The organism is Nostoc sp. FACHB-152 (assembly GCF_014697475.1).
Taxonomy (GTDB): domain Bacteria; phylum Cyanobacteriota; class Cyanobacteriia; order Cyanobacteriales; family Nostocaceae; genus Nostoc_B.
The window spans coordinates 1-25,366 of the sequence record NZ_JACJRV010000069.1; the positions used below are offsets into that span (position 1 = coordinate 1).

The window sequence follows — 25,366 nt, forward strand, 5'->3', positions numbered from 1 at the left end:
GATTCTGTTCAATGTGGTTCAGTATGTCGCACATTTTTCTGTGTAAAAAAAGCTTTCTGATGTTCTTTTATCACAGAATGATACTATTTTGGAGATGTCTATTAGGTAGGCAAAGACTTTTTCAGAATTTTATATATATAAAGAAATTGCCTAAAAACTGTTGCAATATTTATGATGACGTTATATTTGTTAGTAATTAAGCAATTTCAGTATATATATTATCGCTAATCTAATTATCTAATTGTATTCTAGAAATATATGGCGTAGCGAGGCAGCTTTCAACAGCCATTAGAGCAAAAATTAAAAACTATCTAGAATTTGCATTGATTTTTCTAGTATCAACTAAGAGTCCCATAAGCTTGTAAACTTTAAAAACTATAAATTTTTATGACTATGTTTAATAAAGCAATGAAGATTTTATTAGTTGATGATAACCCTGTAGAATTAATATTTTTATCTAAAATCCTTGAATCACAAAATTATCAGGTAGAAAAATTTAAGTCTGGGCAACAGGCAATTAATGCAGCAATAGCCGCCCCACCTGATTTGATTGTAGTTGACATTTTCCTGCCCGACATAGATGGTTATGAAGTTTGTCAATCTCTGCAAGCTAATCAACAAACTCAAAATATTCCCCTAATTTTTCTTAGCACTATAGAGAATCTGAGAGAGAAACATAAATTCTTTCGACTAGGTGCTGTTGATTATATTAGTAAACCTATATGCGCTGAAGAAGTTTTGGTGAGAATTGGCAGCAAAATTAAGCTAAAGCAAGAACAACTCAAAAAATATCCAACCAAGCAAATTACTGGCTGGAATTATTACGAGCAAAAAAAAGATTGGGATTTCTTAGAAGTGGAAACCATGACGGCACAATTAGAAATTGCCTCATTACCAGCAGAATTAGCAACGCCAGAAAAACAAGCTAGTGAAGCACTAGTCCAACAAAATTTGCAACTGCAACAGGAAATTCAAAAACGCTTATTGGTAGAAGCTGCCCTCAAAACTAACGAAACAAGATATCGTTATTTAGTAGAAACATCCCAAAGCATCATTTGGTCAGCCGATATAGCTGGCAAAATAACCTTTGTCAACGCTGCTGTTCAACAGATTTATGGTTATGCACCAGAAGAAATGCTTGGGGAAAGCTGGGCTAATTTTGTCTTGCAGGAACAATTATTTGATTTTCAAGAAAATTTTCAAGAAATACTTCAAGGAAAATCTGTTTCTCAATTTGAAATTATTGGCTTGGCAAAAGATGGTAGCCTAATTTATTTAATCTTTCAAGCGATCGCTCTACGTAATGAAGCCGGAGAAATTGTCGGTGTGACAGGTACCGCTTGTAATATTACAGAATATAAACGAGCCGAACAAGCCGAAACTACACGCCGCGTTTTGGAAGAAAAGTTAGCTTCTGCCTTTAGATCATCTCCTGACCCAATTACTTTGTCTACATTTCCAGATACACGCTACATCGAAGTTAACGACAGTTTTTGTAGAGTGTTTGGGTATGAGCGTACCCAAATAATTGGTTACACTGGTCAAGAATTGCAGATTTGGTCTAATCCCGAAGAATGTGTTTTACTTACCCAAATTCTGCAACAAACAAAAGTTATCCGCAACCACGAAGTTGATTTCCATACTATTAATAGGGAAATCAAAACAATGTTGTTTAGTGCAGAATTGATAGAAATTAATCAGCAGAAATATGTATTAAGTACAGCCAAAGACATCACTGAACGCAAGCAAGCAGAAAATGAAACTAGATTATTACTATTAACATCTCAAGCCATTACCCGCGCCGTCGATATTAACAGTGCTTTAAAAGTCGTGCTGCGCTTAATTTGCCACTCGATAAACTGGGATTTTGGCGAAGCATGGTTGCCAAGTGATGATGGCAAGTTTTTAGAATATAGTTTAAGCTGGCACGAACCAGAGAGTATTTTAGAAACATTCTGCCAGGAAAGCCAAACTCTAAAATTTGCCCTTGGGGAAGCACTACCAGGACGCGTGTGGCAAACTAGACAACCAGAATGGATTGCAGATGTTTCTGGTTTGACAAAACCAATTTTTTCGCGATCGCAACAAGCAACTAAAGTAGGATTAAAAGCTGGTTTTGGTGTGCCAATTGTGGCTGACGGCGAAATATTAGCCGTTTTAGTCTTTTTTAAACGCTCCTCCGTAGCAGTCGATAAGCGTTTGCTGATGTTAGTTGGTACTGTTGCGACTCAGTTAGGTAGCTTAATTCAACGCAAACTTATAGAAGCAGCTCACAGAAACAGTGAAGAACGGTTGCAACTAGCTTTAGAAGCAAGCAATTTAGGCTTGTGGGATTGGAATCTCAAAACTGGCAAAATTTACCGTGATTGGCGGTGGAACAAAATGCTGGGTTACGCAGAAAACGAAATTGAGAATCACCACCAAGCTTTTGAGCAATTAATCCACCCCCAAGATTTACCCGCAGTCCAATCGGCTTTAAATGACCATTTCCAAGATGATAGTGTTATTTATGAAGTAGAATACCGAATGCGCTGTGCTTGGGGTGAATGGAAGTGGATACAGTCTCGCGGTCAGATTGTGGAACACGACGATTTAGGTGAACCACTACGGATGACAGGTACTCATAAAGATATCAGCGATCGCAAACTTGCAGAACTAGCCTTGCAAGAAAGTCAATTGCGCTATCAAAGATTAGCTGAAGCTTCGCCTGTAGGTATATTCCATGCTGATAAATCAACCTATTGTCATTATGTAAACCAACGCTGGTGTGAAATTACTGGGATGTCACAACAAGAAGGTTTAGGGAAAAGCTGGGCAAAGGCTGTACATCCAGAGGATCGCGAGCGCGTCCATGCAGCATGGCATGAAGCCGCCGCAACTAAATCTCCATATAAGTGTGAGCATCGTTTTATGCGCCCTGATGGTAAAAGTATCTGGGTAATTAGCCAAGCAATCCCAGAATTAGACGAAAACGGAGAAATAAAAGGACACATTGGCACAATTACAGATATTAACGACAGAAAACTAGCCGAAGAAGCTTGGCGTGAAAGTGTTGCACGAGAACAAGCAATCACCCAAGTAATTCAAAAAATGCGCCAAACTCTAGATTTAGAGACAATATTTGCGGCCACAACCGCAGAATTGCGCCAAGTACTGAATTGCGATCGTGTAGTTGTCTATCGTTTTAACCATGATTGGGGCGGTGAATTTGTTTCAGAGTCAGTGGCAGCAGGGTGGAATTCTTTAATAGACCAACAAAAACATTATCATATTCTTACAACTTCTTACTTCAAAGATAGCCGTTGCCTTGAGTCTATTATGGAGAGTCCTGCTTGCCCAATTCAAGATACTTATCTGCAAGCAACCCAAGGCGGTATTTACAACCAAGGCACAAATTTCAGTTGTATTGCAGATATCTACGAAACTGGATTTGATGATTGTTACATCAACTTATTAGAGTATTTTCAGGCTAAAGCTTATATCATTGTCCCCATTTTTTGTGGTAACCAACTGTGGGGATTATTGGGAAGTTATCAAAACTCAAGTCCCCGCCAATGGAGAGATGGAGAAACGAACACAGCTGTTCAAATTGGGCATCATTTAGGAGTTGCTTTACAGCAAGCACAATTGTTGACCCAGACTCAAAGACAGTCACAAGCATTACAACAAGCAGTGATTGCGGCTGATGCTGCCAACCGTGCCAAAAGTGAATTTCTCGCCAACATGAGCCACGAATTGCGTACACCTCTTAACGCCATTCTCGGCTTTACCCAAGTGATGAACTATGAGAATACTCTCTCTAGTGAACATCGACAAAATTTAGCAATTATCAATCGTGCTGGCGAACATCTACTCAACTTAATTAACGACATTTTAGAAATGTCCAAAATCGAAGCTGGCAGAACTACATTAAATGTTAGTAGTTTTGACTTAATTGCACTGTTAAAAAACCTGGAAGAGATGTTAAGCTTGCGGGCTATTTCTCAAGGTTTACAACTGATATTTGAATATGCACCAGAGATTCCCCAATATGTGCAAACAGACGAAAGCAAACTGCGGCAAGTCTTACTCAACCTTTTGGGAAATGCGATTAAATTTACCAAGACTGGCAGTGTAAACCTGCGCGTCAGCGTCGGGGGAGCAGGGGAGCAGGGGAGCAGGGGAGCAGAGGAAGAAGATTTTACTCCCCACACCCTACACCCTACACCCCACACCCCACTCTCCACTCCCTACTCCCTAATCTTTGAGGTAGAAGACACGGGTGCTGGTATTGCTCCAGAAGAAATTGGATTGTTATTTGAAGCCTTTGGGCAAACAGAACTTGGGAGACAATCTCAACAGGGAACTGGACTGGGTTTAGCAATTAGTCGTAAATATGTGCAACTGATGGGGGGAGAGATCACTGTCAGCAGTAATGTGGGCGTGGGAAGTACATTTACTTTCAATATTGAGATTGGTTTAGCCTCTATTAATGAAGTTCCTATTAGCAAGACTCAATCTCAAATTATTGGTTTAGCACCAGGACAAACTGAGTATCGCATTTTGGTTGTCGATGATGTTTTTGAAAGCCGTTTACCACTAGTTAAATTATTAGAATTAATGGGTTTTACGGTGCGCGAAGCCACAAATGGACAAGAAGCGATCGCATTGTGGCAACAATGGCAACCACATCTAATTTTTATGGATATGCGAATGCCTATCATGGATGGTTACGAAGCCACAAGGGTAATTAAATTAAAAAAAGAGGCACTTAAGTTGCCAGATATTTATCCGATTATTCTTGCCTTAACTGCCAATGCTTTTGAAGAACAAAGAGAGGCAATACTAACGGCAGGTTGTCATGATTTAATTAACAAACCTTTTCGCCAAGAAGAAATATTAGAAATACTCAGTAAATATTTAGGCGTTAACTATATTTATCAAGAAAAATCTCAGCCTAACTCAGATGGTATACCGTCAAATATCAAGTCTAGTCTTACCCAATCAGAATTATTGCCGTGGTTGTCGCAAATGTCTCATGAATGGCTGGCGCAAGTATATCATGCTGCGGCTCAATGCAGTGATGACTTGATATTACAATTAATGAGAGAAAGTCCTACAACCAATACTGAATTACAACAGTATTTATCAGATTTGGCTCATGATTTTGAGTTTGATAAAATTATGGAATTGGCAAAAAAGGCCAGTGAGAAAATACCTTAAAATTAGTTAAATAAAGATTTACCATAATTTGATTAATTGCTTACTTTGTAGCCATAAATCAAACCTATGGATATCTTTTTCAGTTTCAAATGCAGCAATTGGTAAGTAGTGAAATTGGGTTTTACTCATATATAAAAAGTAATAATCAGCTTTTTTTCTAACTTCAATAAATTGTTCGTATGTCATTTTAATGATACTGCCGTCTGCGTAATATAAACCAAAAAAATTTTCATCTATTTCGCAGTGTCTAGCTTGGAAGTTTAATGCAGATGTTTGCTTTTGGACTCTAAAAAATAAAGGTGCAGAGGCAGTATAAGCAAGTATTCCTAAAAAATATACCGCCCACCAGTCAAAGCGATTTTGCAGAATAGAAAATATAATACTCATCGTTGCTAATATTGACAAAACAATGAAGTTGCGTTTTATCCGTCTGTAATATTCAACGGTCAAAACTGCACGTAATTCTTTGGGTGTGGTTTGAAAAGTTTTAGTTTTAATTTGCATACTATTTTTTTAATTGAATAATGTTTTTTAACGCAGAGGGGCGCGAAGGAAAGCGCAAAGGTACGCAGAGGTTTGCCTAATTTTATTAGCAATGTATTAAGTACCTCAGCAGATTAGGAAACGCTATATCCCCTGCTACACCACAGGTAACAACACTTGAGAACCCGCCTCGCCGCCGCAATTTATTGTCAAGGTGATGATTTGGGCATTAAATAAATCATCACTATTCATGACTGCGCTATTTCCAGAGTTCATCGCGTAGGCAGGAAAACAGGCTGCACTTAAACTTAAACGTAAGGCGTTACCTTTGGCAATGCGTACACAAGTGGTTTGTAATTGAATTTTTAGTGGCATTGAAGTTTGTTTTTGACAATGCAAATAACCTTGAGTCAAGTTAAATACACGCCCATCAAGATGCACTTGAGATAACACGGCACACAAATCATAACTAGGTTGATCGGCACTGCAATAAATTTCTACTATGACATCCCCTAGTAAATGTAAGTCTGCTGTTAGCGGTTGACTGGTGTAAGTTAAAACATCTGAACGGCAATCGATATGCGATCGCTCAAATACACCCGCAGGTATTCCCGCATGACCACCCAAAGATGGCACTGGTCGCCAAGGGTCGTGAACTAAGACATCTTGGGGATTGGGGATTGGGGATTGGGGATTGGGGGTTAAGGTTCCTGAATCTTCGCGGATGCTGGCAAGTCCAGTGGTTGACAAATAGTAAGATTTCTGATTTGCTATGTTTAAACTGGGGAAAGTGCGCCACATATTACTTCCCATCTCAAACAAGCAAATAGACGATTCTTGTAATAAGCCTGTATCTATATCTTTAAGAAACTGATCAAACCAGCGAATCTGCATCGCATCTACAGGACTGGCAGCTTTAGCACCAAAGTCAATTTCACCAACTTTCCGACCCCAAGGTAAATGCGCCCAAGCCCCAACTAATAAATGTTGCGGTGCAGTAAGCTGGGCTGCCATCTCTTGATATAAATGCAGTGTACCGCGCAGGTAAGTATCAAACCATCCCCCAATATGCAACATCGGCAAGTCTACATTTTGTAAGTGTTGTTTGGGTGATAGTTCTGACCAATAGCTATCGGGTTGAGGATGCGTTGCCCACTCGTGATAAAACGAATCAGGCGCAAGTTTATGGAGAATTTCGGGATTATTTACAGGTAAATTGCGAGAAGCGGCAAATAATGCTTGATAAGCTGTTTTATCATCACGTAACCGCGCCGTTTCTGTGGCTAATTGAATTGCCCAAGCAAGATTAGTTTGTAAACAGAATGCACCACTTTCATACGCCCAATCTGTATATAAATCATAGCCAATCATGGCGGGGCAAATTGTTTTTAAGGCGGTAGGTTTCGCAGCCGCAGCGTATAGTTGTGTCATTCCTTGATAGGAAAAGCCATACATCCCGACTTTGCCATTACTTCCTGGTAGATGTGCTGCCCAATAAACGCTATCTTCACCATCAGCAATTTCATGGGCAAATAACTTAAACTCTCCCGCAGAAGTGCCGCGTCCGCGCACATCTTGAATCGCTACAATATAGCCGTGAGCAGCATACCAACTCGGATGAGCATACACCACAGTAGACGCGATCGCTCTACCATAAGGTTGTCGCATTAATAATATAGGAAAGTTTTCGGTTGCGTCAGGCCGATAGATATCCGCATCTAAGCGTATACCATCACGTGTATACATTGATGCAGTTTGTTTAGGCAGAACTTTGTACATGAATGTGATGACAGAGTTTAATAAATAACTACAGATGACAAAAATGTAACAAACAGCCAGCCGCTAGAATACAGTAAACAGGTTTAATTATTGAACACACTTGTGTAGGGAGGCAATAGGAAATAGGCAATAGGCAATAGGCAATAGGGAATGGGGAATAGGCAATAGGGTAGGTAAAAGTGTACTGATTTTTTACTAATCAAATATGATTCTTAATATAAAGATGTGTAAATAATTTTGTTTAAGTGCTTAAATATCAATGTTGAAATTGTGAATATATTGCCTGCATCAAGGAGGTTCATCTGAGTAGCGATTGCCCAGAAATATTCAATTTACAACAACAATTTTCTCCGCAGCAATCTCATGTGGGCGATCAATCTACAGAAGAAAGGTTGACGGCAATCTTTGAAAACATGACTGAAGCGTTGATTGCGATGGATACCTCATGGCGGGTTACATCTGTCAACAATAAAACAGAGCAGCTTTTGGGTAAAAACCGAGATAGTTTACTTGGTCAACTATTGTGGGATGTATTTCCGGTAGAGGCAACAATTCAGTTTGATCAGGCAATTACTGCACAATTTTCCCAAGAATTTGAGGAGTTTTATCCCAGCTTAAACCGTTGGTTAACAGTCCGGCTGATTGGGTGTGAAAACGGTATACTGGCATACTTACTCGATATTACAGCCAGAAAAGAATTAGAAACAACGCTGCGTCAAGAACAAAATTTTCTCAACGTCTTGTTAGATAACGTCCAAGCCGGAATTGTGGCTTGTGATGCCCAAGGGCAATTAAAACTATTTAACCAAGCAGCACGAGCATTTCACGGATTACCTGAGCAACCCCTGCTACCAGAAAAATGGGCAGAACATTATGATTTGTATTTGCCCGATGGCAAAACACGGATGAACACAACCGATATCCCCTTGTATCGAGCATTGCAGGGGGAGCAGCTGAATAATGTTGAGATGATGATTGTACCGACGCAAGGAGTACCTCGCATTCTCTCGGCAAACGGTCAAGCAATTGTCGATGTCAATGGTGAGAAACATGGTGCTGTTGTCGTCATGCATGATATCACCGCTAGTAAGCAATCTGAAGAAGCACTCCGCAAAACTGAGCAACGCTACCGTTCAGTAGTAAACAATGTGAAAGACGTAATATTTCAAACTGATGCCGCAGGATTATGGACGTTTCTCAATCCTGCTTGGACAGAAATTACCGGATTTTCTATTGATGAAAGTATCGGCACTAATTTTTTAGAATACGTGCATCCGAGCGATCGCCAATACAATTTAGAACTTTTTCAACCTTTAATTCAACGACAAAAAGATTTTTGTCGCCATGAAGTTCGTTATCTTACCAAAACCGGAGACTTTCGTTGGATTGAAGTATTCGCCCGTCTGACTTTAGATGATGAAGGCGCAATCCTGGGTACTTCTGGAACCTTAAACGACATTACCGAACGCAAACAGGCTGAGGAAAAACGAGTCCAACTGATCCGCGAACAAGTAGCTCGTACTTTAGCAGAGACAGCGCAACAACAGGCAGCTTTTTTAGCAGAAGTTAGTGCCGTCCTCGGATCTTCGTTAGATTATGAACAAACTCTGAGGAGTGTGGCTAATTTAGCTGTCCCTTATTTTGCTGACTGGTGTAGTGTAGATTTGCTGAATGACGATCGCACTATTAGCCGTGTTGCTATTGCTCATTGTGACCCTCAAAAGGTGCAATTTGGCTGGGAACTGGCGCGAAGATATCCTAGGCATTTAAATGATGGCTATGGTATGTCTTTGGTGATGCAAACTGGCAAAAGTGAAATTGCCCCAGTCATCACTGATGAGCAATTAAGTGCTGCTGTTCAAGATCCTGAATATTTGCAAATTTTACGCGGACTTGGCTTAAGTTCATGTATCATTGCACCTTTAATAGCCAGGGGAAGAGTGTTAGGCACGATTTCTTTTGTGTTTACCGAATCTCATCGTCACTACAGCAAAGTAGATTTAGCCCTGGCTGAAGATTTAGCGCGTCGAGCCGCGATCGCAATTGATAATGCGCGTCTTTATCAACAAGCCCAACAAGCAAAAGAAGCCGCCGAAAAAGCCGCAGATCGCACAGTCCGTCTGCAAACCGTTACTGCCGCCCTATCACAATCTCTCACCCCTGTGCAAGTTGTGGATGTGATTGTGGAACAAAGTATGGCAGTATTAGAAGCCGCTTCTGCAATGGTAGTTTTGGTAAGTAAAGATCGCAAACAACTAGAAATTGTCAAAGCTGTCGGTTATGAAGCCGAATCGCTGGAATCTTGGCGACAGTTTCCTATTGATACTAATGTTCCCTTAGCAGAAGCCATCCGAACAGGTGAGCCAGTTTGGATGGAAACCTTAACAGATAGAATTAACCGCTATCCTCATCTGATTGAGTATTATAGCCGCTCTGAATACACCTCATGGATGTCGCTACCCTTGATGTTTGAAGGCAAAGCAGTGGGCGGAATCTCGCTAAATTTTAAACAGTTTAAGCAACTGAGCGCAGACGATCGCGAATTTATTTTGGCCATTAGCCGTCAATGCGCCCAAGCAATTTCCCGCGCTCAATTGTATGAAGCAGAACGCCAAGCTAGAGCTAATGCAGAACAAGCAAACCGCGTCAAAGATGAGTTTTTGGCAGTACTTTCTCATGAGTTGCGATCGCCCCTCAATCCTATTTTAGGATGGACACAGCTACTGCAAAGCCAAAAATTGCCACCCACAAAAGTAACTCAAGCATTACAAACAATTGAACGCAACGCCAAACTGCAAGCACAACTAATTGAAGATTTGCTTGATATTTCGCGGATGATGCAGGGCAAACTCAGCCTGAATATTGCCCCAATTAACTTAATATCAGTAATTGAGAATGCCATCGAAACGGTGCAGTTAGCGGCGGCGGCCAAATCTATTGAGATTCAAACTGTCTTGCAACCCAACCACAATCAGACAGTCGGTGATGCTAATCGGTTGCAACAAGTTATCTGGAATTTGCTTTCTAACGCCATCAAGTTTACCCCAGAGGGCGGAAGAATCGAAATTAAGTTAGAGCAGCAAGGCAACCAAGTAAAAATTCAAGTAACCGATAATGGTAGAGGCATCAAACCAGATTTTTTACCTTATGTGTTTGAATATTTTCGCCAAGCTGATAGTAGCACTACCCGGCAATTTGGTGGATTAGGGTTAGGGTTAGCGATTGTACGTCAGATTGTCGAATTACATGGTGGCACTGTGCAAGCACAAAGTCCCGGCGAAGATTTGGGAGCGACGTTTACTGTTTTGTTACCCACAACTCAACTGCGATCGCCTTTAACTTCAGCCACTCAACGAGTAAACCAGTCGATTGACTTAACAAATTTAAACATCCTGGTTGTAGATGATGAACCAGATATGGGCTTGCTAGCCGAATTTATTCTGACTCAGTATGGTGCCAAGGTGACTGTAGCTTCCTCAGCTTTAGAGGTATTGACAATTTTGATGCAGTTTACTCCTGATTTACTGCTGTGCGATATTGGAATGCCAGATATGGATGGCTATATGTTGATGCGACATATCCGAAAATTGTCGCCTGAAACAGGCGGGAAAATTCCTGCCATTGCTTTGACTGCTTACGCCAGCGAAAGCGATCGCCATCAGGCTTTAGCTGCGGGATTTCAACGGCATATATCTAAGCCAGTTGAGCCAGAAGCTTTAATTGCAGCAATTGTATCGGTAATCAGTAAACAAGCGTAAAAGTCATCAATACGTCAGTCTGTTATATCAATACATCGGTCTGTTATATCAATACATCGGTCTGTTATATCAATACGTCGGTCTGTTATATCAATACGTCGGTCTGTTATATCAATACGTCAGTCTGTTATATCAATACATCGGTCTGTTATATCAATACGTCGGTCTGTTATATCAATACAAAGACGTGCCAGCGTTAACTCTATCTAATCTAAAAATTTTCTTACTGTTATTTTTTTTGTTGCAATGGGTACATTAAATATACAGATTACTACGTAACTATTTATGCCTCTTCAAAATACAAGCAACCGTTTGCGCCCTCAACTGATAAGTCAAGATGTAAGTTCATTGCACGGGTTGCAAACCGTTAGCACTTATGACACATCCCGTGCTGATGCTACCGTGGCAAACATACAACAAGCTTATCAAGCAATGTTAGCGCAGCAGCAAGCAGAAACAGAAAAATTAGCTTTATATCGCGCTGCTGCTGATGCGGCTAGATTAGCAGAATGGGAATTTCACAATGCAATCTTAGCCATGAAAGAAGTAGTACGTGGACAATATGGCTCAGATAGCGATCAAGCTCAAGCGGTGGGATTGAAGAAAAAATCAGACCGCAAGCGTCCTAGCCGCAAAAAGCCGGTTATGGTTACAAGTTAATTATCTTGGGCGATCGCTTTCATATGCTTTTGAATTGCGATCGCAATTTATCTACTTTCTGATAAATATCAAGCAAACTTATCAATAATATTAGTTATTTATATAAGTTTTATGTATCTTTGATCGAGTTCAAAGGATATTTTGGAAATTATATGTCATTGTTTCATGACATTATGTAACTAGCAAACTTTTTAAATCAATGAACTTGAATTTCGTATTACTCAAAAAATCCCTATAAGAAGAAACTTTTAACCCTGTTTCCTGTTCCCTTCTTCACCTAAAGACTGTTGGTTGTAGTTGCGCTCAAAAATTATGAAAGGTTATCTACCCAAAAAGCAGAATTATTCAACCTATTTAGCCAGATTTAAATATCAAAATATTCAAGAGAAATGGAAAAATTACTGCTTTAAAATACGTGGAAGTAAGCGTTCATTCTGTTTAGACAAACCTCATCACAGACACATTTTTTGGAGTTGGTGCGGTAGTTTCATCGGCATAGCAGCAACAGCTTATCTGTCTGTAAAAACTAATTCTCCTTTGTTGATGGCTCCCTTTGGTGCTACTAGCGTATTAATCTTTGGTATACCCGACAGTCCTTTAGCCCAACCCCGTAATGTCATTGGTGGTAATTTTGTAGCGGCATTAGTTAGCCTGACTATTCTGCATCTTTTTGGTTCAGAACCTTGGGCAATGGGATTGGCTGTAGCCACAGCCATTGGAATGATGCAACTTACTGCAACTTTGCATCCCCCTTCAGGCGCAGTTGCATTAGTGGTCATGATGACAAAAGCATCCTGGGCATTTCTTTTGACTCCTGCCTTAGAAGGTTCAATTATTTTGGTTCTGTGCGCTGTCGTATTTAATAATTTGGCACACGAGCGAACATACCCCAAATATTGGTATTAGATAGCAATACGGTTCCGTTAAAGGGGAAAGGCGAAGGGGGAAAGAAGAAGAAAAAACCTTGAACCCTTACCCTTTAACCCCTTCGGGGTGACGCTCGCAAGCTTGCTAACGCCAGTCGCTCATGGGGGAAACCACGCCACGTGCTTCAAGCCGGGGAACCCGTCCAACGCACTGGCTCAACTTTTCGCTCCGACCCGGAGAGGGGCATAAATCTTCCTAGTTTTGAACGAAAAAACAAGTTTTGAAAGCCTCTCTCCTTGCAGGGGAGAGGTTTGGAGAGGGGTTTTTAACATCCGTCGAACTCACGTTATATTAAAGCCCCTCTGCGCGACAGATAGGGGTTGAGGTGAGGTTATCGAACTCACGTTTTTTGTAACTACAAACAGGCTGAACAACCTGCTTTTGTGGTTGAGTCTGTTTTTCCTGGGTAATAGAGTGTGAAATAAAATATCAGATTTCAACACAATATCTAGGATATATAGCCGTTGGCAGTTGAGTCTAATACAAACCTAACCCCTAACCCCTTGCCTTGTAAGATACAGATGGCGAATAGGGGGGCAGACCCCTTATTTACCTACAAATTGGCTTGTAAAGACTTACCATTACTACGTCTCTACTGGAATGGCGAAATTTCCTGGAGTCAACAAGGAGAGATGTCAAAAATGTACTGTACCCAATCAAGAACTGCTATGTATGCATTACGTTTCAGAAATCTAGATGGGAATCTCTAACTAGCGCAGCTATGCACTAGCAAAACAGAGGACACTTGATTATCTAATTTCAGAAACTACAGAGCAGACAGAATTCCAACCCAACCCTGAGATATTTCCTCACAACTTTATTCATTAGAGAAAGATATTTGACCTTTTCAACTCATCTAAGAAAGCTTGGTTGGCAGTTTATGAACACGAGCGGTAAAAAACATTTTGCTTGTGCAGTTCTGACAGCCGCTCTCTTGAATTTATCAAGATTCTAAGCCATATACTCACCTCATAATTTAATAAGCAATATTAAACATCTATCTAGTGGTATATATTTTAGCAGTACTCAAGAGAATATTTTATACTCACAAATACGTGTTTTTTTATAATTCGATAAATAAACATTTCTTAAAAAAATTGTGTTGCATAAGGGCTGCATTTTTCAGTAGAAACTCTATAATCAAATCAGCAGGGCAAAAAGTTATTGAATATACAGTTTACTCATTAGCTTTATCTAATGCCTCTGCAAATTCCCCATTACTAAAAGAGAACTAAAATCATGCAAAGCACATTATTCACCACATTAAACGCTAGCGAAGAAGCAAATATTTCTGGTGGTACCAGCAAAAAGTCTTCTAAAAAAGCATTGGCATTGTTATTCGCAACCACTAACACTGCTAAGACTGACGTAGATCAAACAAATAATTCTACTGTTACCAATAACGTTACTGGTAGTAAAGTTGACGTTAAACTAGGTGACATCATTGGAAAGAATATCGGTGTTGGTATAACAGTTAACGCTAATACTACTGTTACAACCACCGTCAACCAATCAAATTCAAATAAATCAGGTAACTCAGCAGGCTAAAGCTAAAGCTGTACTGTAAACTTAAAAGATTTAGTAGAAGGGAAATAATAAACGCAAAGACACGATTAACCGAGTCTTTACGGAGACAAAAAAGAGCGTTTAGTACAATCACCCTGTTGACGCAGGTTAATCTACCTTTACGCAAATGCTAATTGACTTAATCCTACCAGCCACTTAGCTTGTCTTTATCTGGGTTATCTTATCATACGTTTATTAAAACCCATCTACTTCATCACAAAATTTAACAAAGCCTTATTGATGGTTGTAAAATATTAACTATCAATAGGGCTTAATTAGCTAATTATTTAAAGATACTGTTCCTTTCTGGCACTAATCATTGAAGAAGGAAAGCTAGAGGGGATCAAGAAAATAAACTTATCAAACACCCTCTGAAAAAAAACCAGCAATTTAGCCTAAAGTTAAGATTAAAAGTATAAAAATCACTCAAAAAACTTATTGTTTATAGTCTTATACCAATTTTTTATGAAGCTGCATAGAATTTGATCCCCCCTAGCCCCCCTTAATAAGGGGGAAATAGAAAAATATCTATCAAAGTCCCCCTTTTTAAGGGAAGCCACTGCGTTGCAGGGGTTCCCCCCGTTGTAGCAAGTTGCGTGGATTTAGGGGGATCGAGATATGTGCAACTTCACATTAAATTGGGATGAGACAAAATTGAAGAAGTACATCTATTTGATGGACAGACTCTGGTGATTTTTAGTAATCAGAGGATAATAGCAAAGTTATTAAAATGAATGAATCAGCTGTAAAATAATTGACAAAAGTAATATTATAGCTTTTCAAACTATTCAAAAATCTACCATTGCAGATTTAGAAGAATTTGATGAGCGATCGCCTTTACTAGAAAGTGAGTGTGAAGAGTCAGAATGATAATAAAAATAAACTTTTGGTCAAATTTTTAACCACGCAGGGGGAAAAACCCTGCTTTTTTTAGTTTTGGTCAGGATGTAATTGGGTACTGGAGTGTGAAATGAAATATCAAGTTGTAACACAACATAGTGAAGAAGATTGTGGGGCGGCTTGTCTTGCTTCCGTTGCCAAACATTATCGGCGTAATTTTACACTAAATCGCATCCGAGAAGCAGTAGGCACAGGGCAATTAGGAACAACACTGTTGGGCTTGAGACGGGGAGCCGAGGCGCTTGGTTTTAATGCACGCTCTGTCAGAGCATCCAGTGAAATATTAGACAAGATAAATCAAGCCCCACTGCCTGCAATTATTCACTGGAAAGGCTGCCACTGGGTTGTTTTGTATGGCAAAAAAGGTAATAAATATGTAGTTGCCGACCCAGCCATTAACATCCGTTATGTCTCTAAAAAAGAATTAGCGGAGGCTTGGGCAGATAAGGTGATGCTGCTACTAGAGCCAGATACGGCTCGCTTTTATGCTCAACCAGATGACAAGGTAGAAGGGATTGGCCGTTTTTTGCGGCGTACATTGCCTTATAGCGGCGTTATATTCCAGGCCTTTCTGTGTTCTACAGTTATTGGTCTGCTTTCGTTAACTTCTCCTTTTCTGGTGCAAATTCTGACGGATGATGTCTTAGTTCGGGGCGATACCAAGCTTCTTGCTGCTGTAATTATTTCCGTTGTCGTATTGAATTTAGTTTCCAGTGGTCTGGTATTGGTTCAAAGTAACCTAATTGCCCATTTTGCTCAACGGCTTGAGTTAGGGCTAATTCTAGAATTTGCTAGAGCAATTCTGCGGTTGCCTCTAACTTATTATGAATCACGTCGTAGTGGCGAAATTGTCAGCAGATTACAAGATATTCAAGAAATTAATGGCTTAATTTCCCAAGTAGTTATCAGCCTGCCCACCCAATTTTTTATTGGAATGATTTCTTTAGGTTTCATGCTGTTTTATAGCGTGAAACTCACTGTGGGAGCAGCTGCTGTGGCTGTTGTTATGAGTTTATCTACCTTTGTTTTCTTGCCTACACTTCAACAAAAAATCAGACGTTTAATGGTATTAGATGCAGAAAACCAAGGCGTTCTGGTGGAAAGCTTTAAAGGCGCACTGACACTCAAAACTACTACTGCTGCTCCTCAATTTTGGGAAGAATTTCAGAACAGATTTGGTCGGCTATCAAACATCGCATTTCGGACAATTCAAATTGGAATTGTTAACAACATTTTCACTGGGTTAGTTAATGCTGTTGCCAGTGTCGGTATGCTTGGTTTAGGCAGTATGCTAGTTATTAGTAAAGAACTAACCCTGGGTCAACTCCTGGCATTTAATGCCATGAATGGTAATTTTTTGGCATTGATTGGTACGATATTGGGATTTATAGATGAATTCACTCGTGTCAAAACTGCCGTAGAACGATTAACAGAAGTTATTGACTCTACACCAGAAGTAAAAGTAGATGATAGAAGACCTTTTGCGAAAATTCCTGACAATGCAGATATTATTTGCAGCAATGTAAACTTTCACTATCCAGGTAGGCTAGAGCTACTGCAAGATTTTTCTCTCAAGATTCCTGGCGGTAAAGTTGTTGCTCTGATTGGGACATCAGGCTGTGGAAAAAGTTCTCTGGCGAAACTAATTGCTCGATTATATGAACCTATTTCTGGCAATATTCGCATTGGTATGTATAATACACAAGACTTATCCCTTGATTGTTTACGGCAACAAGTTGTCCTGGTTCCTCAAGATGCTCATTTTTGGAGTCGCACGATTATTGAAAACTTCCGCTTAGGTGCGCCTCACGTCACCTTTGAGCAAATTGTGGAAGCTTGCCAAATTGCTGAAGCCGATGATTTTATTAGTAAACTCCCTGAAAAATATCAGACTGTTTTAGGTGAATTTGGATCAAATATTTCGGGTGGACAACGCCAAAGACTGGCTATAGCAAGAGCTATCGTCAACGACCCGCCAATCCTAATTTTAGATGAATCGACGGCTGGACTTGATCCTGTGAGTGAAGCTCATGTTTTAGATCAATTACTAGAGTATCGCCAAGGTAAAACTACGATTTTAATTAGCCACCGTCCTAGAGTTATTGCTCGTGCTGATTGGATTGTGCTACTAAACCAAGGCAAATTGCAAATTCAGGGAACTCTAGAAGATTTACGTACCAAAGCAGGAGAGCATTTAGACTTTTTAACTCCTTAAGTTTCTTTGATGACTTTCGCTAAATTATACTAAAGGCGATCGCAAAGCAAAAACTGAGACATAGAATAGAGCCTTGTCTACCTGCGCTCACTATGAGATTTACAAATGATTACTGCCAGATATATCAACACGTCAATGATAATTTGTGCAGTAATCATTTTTTTTGTTACTTTCAACAATAAAATGAATTTACTAAGCCAAAATATCATAACGGCGGATGTCTAGAGGTACAGCAACTAATCCTTCTAGCTTGCTGACTGCGGCTTGCAGATGGGTTGATGCTAAATGGTTATCCAGTGCCTCAGGCGATTGCCACTCCTCTACAAAAGTAAAATCTGTAGGATCAGATTGATTTTGTAAAAGTTCATATTTAATAACGCCTGTTTCTTTTCTAGTTGGCTCAATCAATCCCAACAATAAAGCTTTCAGTTCTTCTACTTTATCTGGTAAAGCCACAAGACGAGCTACAACATGAATGCGTTGGTTAGCCATTGGTCGTTAGTGATTAGTTATTAATTATTAGCCATTAGTTCATAGTCAACAGTCTATAGTCAATATAGCAATCCTATTTGATTTACAAATTACTCTTGAGCGCAGGCAATAGGTTTGTTTGGATTTCCTACACAGTTTGCTATAGTTGCTTTCATTCATATCTTTATGCCTAACTCAAGGGCTGCAACCATGTAGCGGAAGATGTAGTCTAATAATTCAATATAATTACGAGCCGCTTCCAAAGAAGAAGCCCAAACTGTCAAACCATGATCCCGAATTAGCAATGCAGATATTTGCGGTGTAGTAACAGCAAAGCGTTGTTCAATATCAACAGCAATTTGGGCAACTTGGAGATGATTAACAAAAATTGGGATGACACAACAGGGATTTTCTTGCCAAACTCCTAAACCTTTGAGCATTTCTAACCCAGGTAAAGCTAAAGCTTCACCTTCAACGAAGCGAGAAACTAAATTGCTCTCAATTGAATGTATATGATAACAAGCTTGTGATTCTGGAAACAGGCGGTAAATTAGTTGATGAATGGCTGTTTCTGCTGAAGGTAGCACCTGAGTGGCTGATGCTTCGACTTTGCCATCTGGAGTGATGCGAACAAAATCATTTAGTAATAACTCACCTTTAGATTTACCACTGGCTGTAATCCAAAAACTACCATCAGACAAACGAGCCGAGAGGTTGCCAGCAGTTCCTACCATCCAACCTTGTTGATAAAAATAACGAGCAGTGGCAATTAGTTGCTCACGAGGATCTGCTATTGTTGGGTTTGACTCCATGATTTCGCTAAATAATTGCGGATGTCTAAAAAATCATTCCAAGAGATATAAGGTTTTTGGTGTTCATCTAAATATTTTGTTAAGGGAGCGCGTGCAAAGACAACAGAAGCTTGCAATCCCATATTTAAGTCTGTGATGGAGTCACCAATAGCTATTTTTTCATCGGCTGGGTACTTATCCATAACCTGCACCTTGGCGAGAAGTTCTGTATCTCCTTCATATTGAGAAATGACTTTTAAATAAGTATCACTAGTATCTACATCTACAGCATAAATGCTCTCTACTCTATGCACTAACTTATCTAAAACAATCTCTACCATTCCCCGCAAACCCCCAGAAATTACTATTAATGGGACTTTTTGAGTCTCTAGAAAATCCAAAAATTCTATAAAACCGTGACGTATCAATTGAGGCTGAGTAAATTCAATAATTTCTGGGTAACTTGCCGATGGGATTGATTGCAGAATTTGTTTGACACCCTCTCGGAGGGTCATTCTTTTGGCATACATTTCAGGTATTACTTTTGCAGAAACTTCTGGTGCAAACTTTTTTAGAACTGCGACAAAAGTTTCTTCAACTGTAATAGTGCCGTCGAAGTCACAAAAAACAATCCGCTTCACTTGTTCTCCTGACCAAATTGTTGATTGAATTTTGAAATTACTTCGCCAGAGGTTGGCGATCGCGAATTTCTCTGCCTGTATAATGAGGTGTCCAACCGTCTGTAGTAATGAAATATCGTACTGCTTTTACCCGCCTTGCTGGAGTCAGATAAAACCAATGTTCGGTTCCGCCGGGGACGTTGATATATTCTTCTGGTTGTACAGTCAGTTCTACTTGACTACCATCAGGACGTACAAAGCCAAAAATTGCTTCTCCATCGATGACATAGCGCACTTCATCATCTGTATGGGTATGAATTTGGTCAAACTTGGCCATTAACCCATCAAGGTTAGGAATTCCAGGATGAAGGACAACTAAATCACGCGTTTTATAGCCATCTGTCTGTTGTAGTTGTTCAAAGTAACTATCCAAAGCTTGGAGTACTTGTTCTTTTTCTTCTTCGTTGAGGCTGTCCTGTGCTAATAAGCGTTGGAGTTCGGTGTCTTCTGGGACAGTCCAGCGATTAATTTGAATATTCAGGGGAGCTAATTCTTGGGTAATACGAACTAAATCAGTGTGGAGAGTTCCATTTTCTAGTTTGAGAACCGCCATTGTTGACCTCCTAAAAATAGCTAGGATAAGGCTTTGAGGCATCCAAAAATTACTTGTGCATACAGGCAATAGGCAATAGATTAGTTTGAAAGTAAAAATTCAGGAGTCAGAATTATTGGGTAACTTCTAGTGCAGCGCGCGGTGAGACTTCAGTATTCAACCAACTGAGAAAACCTTCATTAACTGCTACGGGAGAAATTTCGGCAATGAAATTAGTATAAGTAATATACTCTTGAATCACTTTTTCTATTTCTAAGGCATAACCATCTTGCGTTTTGACAATTAAAACAACTTCTGGTTCTTCAGTAATTTCTCCTTGCCAACTATAAGCACAAGTAATCGGAAACCAATTGACACAAACTGCTAACTTACGTTGCAGTAACGCCCAACCAATTTGACGCGCTTCATCTGTATTGTTTAAAGTTACATAGTAGAGTTTCATAAAAATCCCGATCTAAAATTCGAGTGAGAAAACACGCTCTAGTTTTTAGCGTGGCTCTATTGCTAGTAAATAGCCAAAATAGCTATTTAGAGCTTCTACTGATATCTGCTTCTCTACAAAAGTAAATTTATTTTATCTCTTTATGCCAGTGTATTCACTATGTAAAACTCTTGAGCTTGGTGCCGTTGCTTCAAGATAGGGAAATGCAATGGCGCATCGCTAACTCGTGCAAGCCTACTATCACTGTGTTTGAAGATGCTTGGCTGTGGACTTTTGTGTGTTGGTTTTAGGCGATCGCTTTACACTCAGCAATACTACACTTAATTTCTCTTAGTAATCTGTTTGATTACCCTACACAAACCTGTTTGTGCTTTTTTCCTCTCAACTCACGGGTTGGCTACAGAAAAATTTTTATCAGTAACAATACCAAAGTTTAATCAAGAATTATTTGACATATTAAAGAGGCAAATTTGTGCTAATAAAGATAATATTTTCTATAATGGGGAATCTAAAGTTTGAGAAATAATCAAATGCAGTTACAGCCTCCCCCAAAAAAATTTCTCTCTACACTATTGGAAGTAAGAGATTATTATGCTCCGATGGTAGAAAAGTATGGAAAATTGTATAAAGAAGCTTTAGAAAACTTAAATCATGTAGAAGCATTATTATCTAACTGGCCTTTAACCTTGGAAGTTGGTATTAATGGCTTAAAAGGAGAAGTAGGCGAGGAAATATTTACTTCTTCTATCCCAAAAAGCTTGAATGGCAATAGCGATAACATCTTAGGAACGGGGCCAGAACTATTAGAACCTAAGGGTACTGAACTACCAGATGTAGAAAACTTCGCAAGAGATAATGGAGCTTCTGTCAACACAGAAGATGACAACTTATCATTAGATTCTAGTGATACAGTAGCTCCTGCTGGGGAAAACTTATCTTCAGATGAAAGCGAGGATATTCCTGAGACTGAAACCAAATCTCATGAGTCTAATGCTCATGAACTTCAAGCCACAAGTGATAAAGCAACTTTGACTTTAGATAACAATGACAACATTGTAGAAGTCTCAAGTGAATTAGTAGAACCTAGCACTACTGAGCCATCTTTTGCGGAAAATCAAGAGAAAGCAAAACAACCGTCAAACAAATCGTTATTGGGATCAGATATTCCCATGCTGAGTGAGTATCAATCTCTAAAACGCATAGAAGCGGTGCAAAAACTGTTACAGAAACATACAGGTAGTGTATGCCATATCGATTTTGTGGTGCGATCGCTATATGGAGAGTTAGAGCCAGAATTTTGGAAAGTAGTCAAAGGTAGAGTTCAATCAACACTGACTCAAGGAAGAGAAAGTAATAAATGGTCATTGGTTCCAGGTAAACCTGGTTACTACACCATAGATTTAAAATTACTCAACACTCCTCGCAAAGATGCTTCTTTTAAGCAGAGTACAACGAAAAACAAAAAACCTGACCCACAGGCGAAAACTAATAGCATTCCTATGAAGGGAGAGTTTGAAGGAAAATTTGTGATTGATGCGATTACTTTATTGCTGCAAAAAAATCCTAGAAAAGTCTTTGATGTAGCTGAAGTTATTAACAAACTATACGGTCATCTCGAACCTGAGCAAGTGCAAGAAGTCAAGCCTAAGGTACTAAATGAATTATCGCGGGGTTATCGTACAGGAAGATTTTCAAGAGTGCCGGAAGAAAAAGGACTTTACATTTGGGATTCTAAGTATCTACCAGAGTAAGCCGTCCATAAAACAGTACTTTCCAAATCATCAGAATTCAAGATTAAATGAGAACGAGGGAATGCCCATAATCCTTATTAGGGCGTTGCTAGTTCAGGGGATATCTCTTATGGGTTAGGTATCTTGTTTGCCCTGAAACTAAAAGGTACTGGCAAGATACCTTAAGAGTCAAAATAAATTTGAAAAGTAGTATAGCAGGTGACAGGTGACAGGGTTAAAAGTCTTTTGCTGTCTCAGTTTTATGATTTACCGATGTCCTAAATACCTTGGCTATTGCCATAGCTAAAAAATCTAGCTGTAGTCACATAGGTTAGGACATATTAAAAGCGTGAATGCTAAGAATAGTAATACTTTTGCCTTGTGCCTTCTGCTATAAATATGCCTAGTTCAAAAACCTTATGTACTTGCATGAATTTACCACAATAACATTGGTAAACCTGCGACTAAAGAAGCAATGCTTGTCCAAAGGGTGAATTGCTCAAGATTCCCTTCATCTAAAGCAAGACTCATTTGCTGAATTGCTGATAATAGTGCTACCAGTATTAATACAAAGACTGTAAAATACCTAAAAGCAATCATACTTTGCCCTACTTTACTTTTAAAGTAAACATATTAGGTTTTAACAATCTATACTGGGTTTTTCTGTTTCCTAATTAGCACTTTAAAGGGCAAAGTATAAATAATCTATAAATATCTAATTCATTAAAAAAATCAATATTTTTTCTTATATAAATGTAAATTTAACACTGTTTCTATTTATATAAAAGTCATATTTAATTTTAAAAAATTCAGTACATTGTTACCTGCCTTATTGACTGTTGCCTATTACCTGTTGTTTTTCTACATAAGTCAATACGGTTCGGATAAGCATTTTGAACTAAGAATTGCTTTGGGGAAAAGGTTAAAGGGTAGGGGTTAAAGGTTTTTTCTTCCCCTTTTCCCCTTCACCTTTCCCCTTTAACCGAACCGTATTGCTACATAAGTATGTTCTAATCAAACTGCCGCTCTGCTCCCCTGCCACCTGCGGCCTATTTGTATCAAACTTAAAGTGGAAAGGTATTACAGCTTATCCAGCACTCAGGTTAAATAAAAACAGGGGAAGTTTGAAAAACATCACTCCTAATTCTTTTCTGTTAACTTCCCCGAATAAATAGTATACAACGGTAACTTTATAGGTTTATAGTATTTAATAAATTTCAGAGCAGTAATTCTGATGATTAACTTGCTATACCACCACTTAATTGCCAAGTGGATATCGTTGTTTAAATTTGCAACCCTTATGTTTCCAAAGCAAAGGCGATTGCGCTTTTATGCTTACCCGTTACCTATCGTCGGAGCTTTTATTGCAGGTCTTGGTTTAAGCCTGCTATTTGCTGCTTGTTCATCACCATCAAATGTTAATACTCCTAACCCGAACGCTACATCAGTAAGTAATTCAGCTACAAATCAAGCCAAGGTCGTGCGATTTGGCTATCAAAAATCGTTGATTTTACTCAAGACTAAAGGTGTATTAGAAAAGCGTTTGTCTCCAGAAGGAGTAGCTGTAGAATGGATTGAATTCCCAGCAGGGCCACAACTACTAGAAGCAATGAATGTCGGTAGTATTGATTTTGGTCATGTAGGCGAATCACCACCAATATTTGCCCAAGCAGCAGGTGCAGCATTAACTTATGTAGCTGGTATTACACCAAGTCCTGCGGGTTCAGCAATTCTTGTGCCAGAAAACTCTCCGATAAAACAGCTAAGTGAACTTAAAGGTAAAAAAGTTGCCTTTCAAAAAGGTTCGAGCGCCCATTTATTATTAGTTCAAGCTCTCCAAAAAGCGGGATTGAAATATACGGACATTGAGCCGAAATATTTGCCGCCAGCCGATGCACGTGCAGCATTTGTTAAAGGAAGTGTAGATGCTTGGGTAATTTGGGATCCCTTTTATGCAGCAGCACAACAAGCAACTAATGCGCGTGTTCTAGTTGATGGCACGGGAATTAATAAACAGGGAGGCTATTATTTAGGAAGCCGCAAGTTTGTGACTGAAAACTCTGAAACTGTGAAGGCAATACTTGAAGAAATTCAAAAACTAGAAGAATGGTCGCAACAGAATCGAGAAGAAGTAGCAAAAACTCTTGCACCTGTACTCGGCATTGATATTGAAACAATGAGAACAGCAACTAAAAGACGAAGTTTTGGTATTGTTCCTATCGACGATCGCCTGATAAATTTACAGCAAGAAGTTGCAGATACTTATTATCAACTAAAGCTCATACCCAAACAGGTTAACGTCAAAGATGCCGTGTTAACAAAAGAACAGTACGCTGCATTTTCACCAAAAATTTAGCAATTTTTTCAGACTTCAGACTTCCTATGACTAATCCTACAGAACTATTGCGATCGCGCTACGGTGAACTGACCTTTAATTCCGAAATTTGGAATGAATCACTCACAACATTGCTATCTCATCGCTCAATTCGCGCTTATTTACCAGACTCATTACCACCAGAAACCCTAGAATTGCTAGTAGCGGCGGCGCAGTCGGCTTCAACTTCTTCTAATCTACAAACCTGGAGTGTGGTAGCAGTAGAAGACACCCAACGCAAAGAAGAATTATCCAAGTTAGCCGGAAATCAAGCGCATATTCGCCAAGCACCTTTATTTTTAGTATGGTTAGCAGATTTAGCGCGGCTGAGTTACGTGGCGGAAAGTCGTGGTATTAGCCATGAAGCCTTAGATTATCTGGAAATGTTTGTCATGGCGACTATTGACGCAGCCTTAGCAGCCCAAAACGCAACTGTTGCTGCTGAGTCTTTAGGTTTGGGAACAGTTTATATCGGTGGTATCCGCAATAAACCAGAAGAAGTTGCAGCCATTCTCAACTTACCGTCTTCTGTCTATGCTGTGTTTGGGTTGTGCGTAGGCTATCCAAACCCGGAAGTTGCAGCTGCAATTAAACCGCGTTTACCTCAGTCTGCGGTACTGCACCGCGAAACTTATAAACTAGCCCAACAAGATGAAGCGATCGCTCATTATAATGACATCATCAAAGGCTTTTATACAGAACAACAAATGAATGTTGCTGGCGACTGGTCAGAACACTCCTCGCAACGCATTGCCACTGTAGAATCTTTAAGAGGACGCGATAAACTGCGTGAAGCCTTGCATAATCTTGGGTTTAAGTTACGATAAACACGAAT

At 39.5% G+C, this 25,366-nt stretch carries 17 protein-coding genes; 9 read left to right on the forward strand and 8 right to left on the reverse strand.

All coding sequences use genetic code 11. The annotated features are described in order from the left end of the window. The first annotated feature begins 408 nt into the window (after window positions 1-408). Window positions 409-5,202, forward strand: coding sequence for a PAS domain S-box protein (locus tag H6G76_RS28460; RefSeq protein ID WP_242056548.1), 4,794 nt, complete (start codon window positions 409-411; stop codon window positions 5,200-5,202). An 18-nt stretch (window positions 5,203-5,220) separates the two neighbouring features. Here the strand turns inward: H6G76_RS28460 and H6G76_RS28465 are convergent, their stop codons facing one another. Both H6G76_RS28465 and H6G76_RS28470 read right to left on the reverse strand, forming a co-directional pair. Continuing rightward, window positions 5,221-5,706 (reverse strand): YcxB family protein, encoded by a 486-nt coding sequence (locus H6G76_RS28465; protein WP_190708612.1) that lies wholly within the window; start codon window positions 5,704-5,706, stop codon window positions 5,221-5,223. Window positions 5,707-5,841: 135 nt separating this feature from the next. Continuing rightward, entirely contained in the window at window positions 5,842-7,464 is a 1,623-nt protein-coding gene (locus H6G76_RS28470; RefSeq protein WP_190708613.1) for a CocE/NonD family hydrolase, read from the reverse strand. Between the two features lie 365 nt (window positions 7,465-7,829). On the opposite strand from H6G76_RS28470, the gene H6G76_RS28475 reads away from it, so the two are divergent. From H6G76_RS28475 to H6G76_RS28495, 5 genes are all read left to right on the forward strand, one after another. Further along, window positions 7,830-11,222, forward strand: coding sequence for a PAS domain S-box protein (locus H6G76_RS28475; RefSeq protein WP_190708614.1), 3,393 nt, complete (start codon window positions 7,830-7,832; stop codon window positions 11,220-11,222). Window positions 11,223-11,507: 285 nt separating this feature from the next. Next, window positions 11,508-11,882 (forward strand): hypothetical protein, encoded by a 375-nt coding sequence (locus H6G76_RS28480; RefSeq protein WP_190708615.1) that lies wholly within the window; start codon window positions 11,508-11,510, stop codon window positions 11,880-11,882. A 312-nt stretch (window positions 11,883-12,194) separates the two neighbouring features. After that, a complete protein-coding gene (locus H6G76_RS28485) occupies window positions 12,195-12,788 on the forward strand; it encodes an HPP family protein (protein ID WP_190708616.1) in 594 nt (197 codons plus the stop codon). Between the two features lie 1,260 nt (window positions 12,789-14,048). Then, entirely contained in the window at window positions 14,049-14,357 is a 309-nt protein-coding gene (locus tag H6G76_RS28490; protein ID WP_190708617.1) for a hypothetical protein, read from the forward strand. 988 nt (window positions 14,358-15,345) lie between these two features. Then, a complete protein-coding gene (locus tag H6G76_RS28495; RefSeq protein WP_190708619.1) occupies window positions 15,346-17,490 on the forward strand; it encodes a peptidase domain-containing ABC transporter in 2,145 nt (714 codons plus the stop codon). Window positions 17,491-17,682: 192 nt separating this feature from the next. Here the strand turns inward: H6G76_RS28495 and H6G76_RS28500 are convergent, their stop codons facing one another. From H6G76_RS28500 to cutA, 5 genes are all read right to left on the reverse strand, one after another. After that, window positions 17,683-17,982: a putative quinol monooxygenase gene (locus H6G76_RS28500; RefSeq protein WP_190708621.1), complete on the reverse strand. Its 300-nt coding sequence runs from the start codon at window positions 17,980-17,982 to the stop codon at window positions 17,683-17,685. Window positions 17,983-18,137: 155 nt separating this feature from the next. After that, window positions 18,138-18,773, reverse strand: coding sequence for a methylthioribulose 1-phosphate dehydratase (mtnB, locus tag H6G76_RS28505; protein WP_190708623.1), 636 nt, complete (start codon window positions 18,771-18,773; stop codon window positions 18,138-18,140). Further along, window positions 18,752-19,393, reverse strand: a complete 642-nt coding sequence (locus H6G76_RS28510; protein WP_190708625.1) for an HAD-IB family phosphatase — start codon at window positions 19,391-19,393, stop codon at window positions 18,752-18,754. The genes mtnB and H6G76_RS28510 overlap by 22 nt, the downstream gene beginning before the upstream one ends. Before the next feature lie 37 nt (window positions 19,394-19,430). Next, entirely contained in the window at window positions 19,431-19,985 is a 555-nt protein-coding gene (locus H6G76_RS28515) for an acireductone dioxygenase (RefSeq protein WP_190708627.1), read from the reverse strand. Between the two features lie 112 nt (window positions 19,986-20,097). Next, window positions 20,098-20,427: a divalent-cation tolerance protein CutA gene (cutA, locus tag H6G76_RS28520; protein WP_190708629.1), complete on the reverse strand. Its 330-nt coding sequence runs from the start codon at window positions 20,425-20,427 to the stop codon at window positions 20,098-20,100. 530 nt (window positions 20,428-20,957) lie between these two features. On the opposite strand from cutA, the gene H6G76_RS28525 reads away from it, so the two are divergent. After that, entirely contained in the window at window positions 20,958-22,178 is a 1,221-nt protein-coding gene (locus H6G76_RS28525; protein ID WP_190708631.1) for a hypothetical protein, read from the forward strand. A 414-nt stretch (window positions 22,179-22,592) separates the two neighbouring features. On the opposite strand, the gene H6G76_RS28530 is transcribed toward H6G76_RS28525, so the two are convergent. After that, the gene (locus H6G76_RS28530; RefSeq protein ID WP_190708633.1) at window positions 22,593-22,757 is read right to left on the reverse strand and encodes a hypothetical protein; all 165 of its coding nucleotides are present in this window, start codon (window positions 22,755-22,757) and stop codon (window positions 22,593-22,595) included. 634 nt (window positions 22,758-23,391) lie between these two features. On the opposite strand from H6G76_RS28530, the gene H6G76_RS28535 reads away from it, so the two are divergent. Together H6G76_RS28535 and H6G76_RS28540 are read left to right on the forward strand one after the other, a co-directional pair. After that, window positions 23,392-24,513, forward strand: a complete 1,122-nt coding sequence (locus H6G76_RS28535) for a sulfonate ABC transporter substrate-binding protein (RefSeq protein ID WP_190708635.1) — start codon at window positions 23,392-23,394, stop codon at window positions 24,511-24,513. A gap of 26 nt (window positions 24,514-24,539) precedes the next feature. Continuing rightward, window positions 24,540-25,358: an NADPH-dependent oxidoreductase gene (locus H6G76_RS28540; RefSeq protein WP_190708637.1), complete on the forward strand. Its 819-nt coding sequence runs from the start codon at window positions 24,540-24,542 to the stop codon at window positions 25,356-25,358. The last annotated feature ends 8 nt before the right edge of the window (window positions 25,359-25,366 follow it).

Coding starts and splice junctions, on each gene's coding strand:
- H6G76_RS28500 (WP_190708621.1), bottom strand. CDS start 17,982: ATGGCTAACCAACGCATTCATGTTGTAGCTCGTCTTGTGGCTTTACCA.
- H6G76_RS28530 (WP_190708633.1), bottom strand. CDS start 22,757: ATGATTGCTTTTAGGTATTTTACAGTCTTTGTATTAATACTGGTAGCA.
- H6G76_RS28535 (WP_190708635.1), top strand. CDS start 23,392: ATGATTAACTTGCTATACCACCACTTAATTGCCAAGTGGATATCGTTG.
- mtnB (WP_190708623.1), bottom strand. CDS start 18,773: ATGGAGTCAAACCCAACAATAGCAGATCCTCGTGAGCAACTAATTGCC.
- H6G76_RS28465 (WP_190708612.1), bottom strand. CDS start 5,706: ATGCAAATTAAAACTAAAACTTTTCAAACCACACCCAAAGAATTACGT.
- H6G76_RS28490 (WP_190708617.1), top strand. CDS start 14,049: ATGCAAAGCACATTATTCACCACATTAAACGCTAGCGAAGAAGCAAAT.
- H6G76_RS28540 (WP_190708637.1), top strand. CDS start 24,540: ATGACTAATCCTACAGAACTATTGCGATCGCGCTACGGTGAACTGACC.
- H6G76_RS28470 (WP_190708613.1), bottom strand. CDS start 7,464: ATGTACAAAGTTCTGCCTAAACAAACTGCATCAATGTATACACGTGAT.
- H6G76_RS28485 (WP_190708616.1), top strand. CDS start 12,195: ATGAAAGGTTATCTACCCAAAAAGCAGAATTATTCAACCTATTTAGCC.
- cutA (WP_190708629.1), bottom strand. CDS start 20,427: ATGAAACTCTACTATGTAACTTTAAACAATACAGATGAAGCGCGTCAA.
- H6G76_RS28515 (WP_190708627.1), bottom strand. CDS start 19,985: ATGGCGGTTCTCAAACTAGAAAATGGAACTCTCCACACTGATTTAGTT.
- H6G76_RS28460 (WP_242056548.1), top strand. CDS start 409: ATGAAGATTTTATTAGTTGATGATAACCCTGTAGAATTAATATTTTTA.
- H6G76_RS28525 (WP_190708631.1), top strand. CDS start 20,958: ATGCAGTTACAGCCTCCCCCAAAAAAATTTCTCTCTACACTATTGGAA.
- H6G76_RS28495 (WP_190708619.1), top strand. CDS start 15,346: ATGAAATATCAAGTTGTAACACAACATAGTGAAGAAGATTGTGGGGCG.
- H6G76_RS28480 (WP_190708615.1), top strand. CDS start 11,508: ATGCCTCTTCAAAATACAAGCAACCGTTTGCGCCCTCAACTGATAAGT.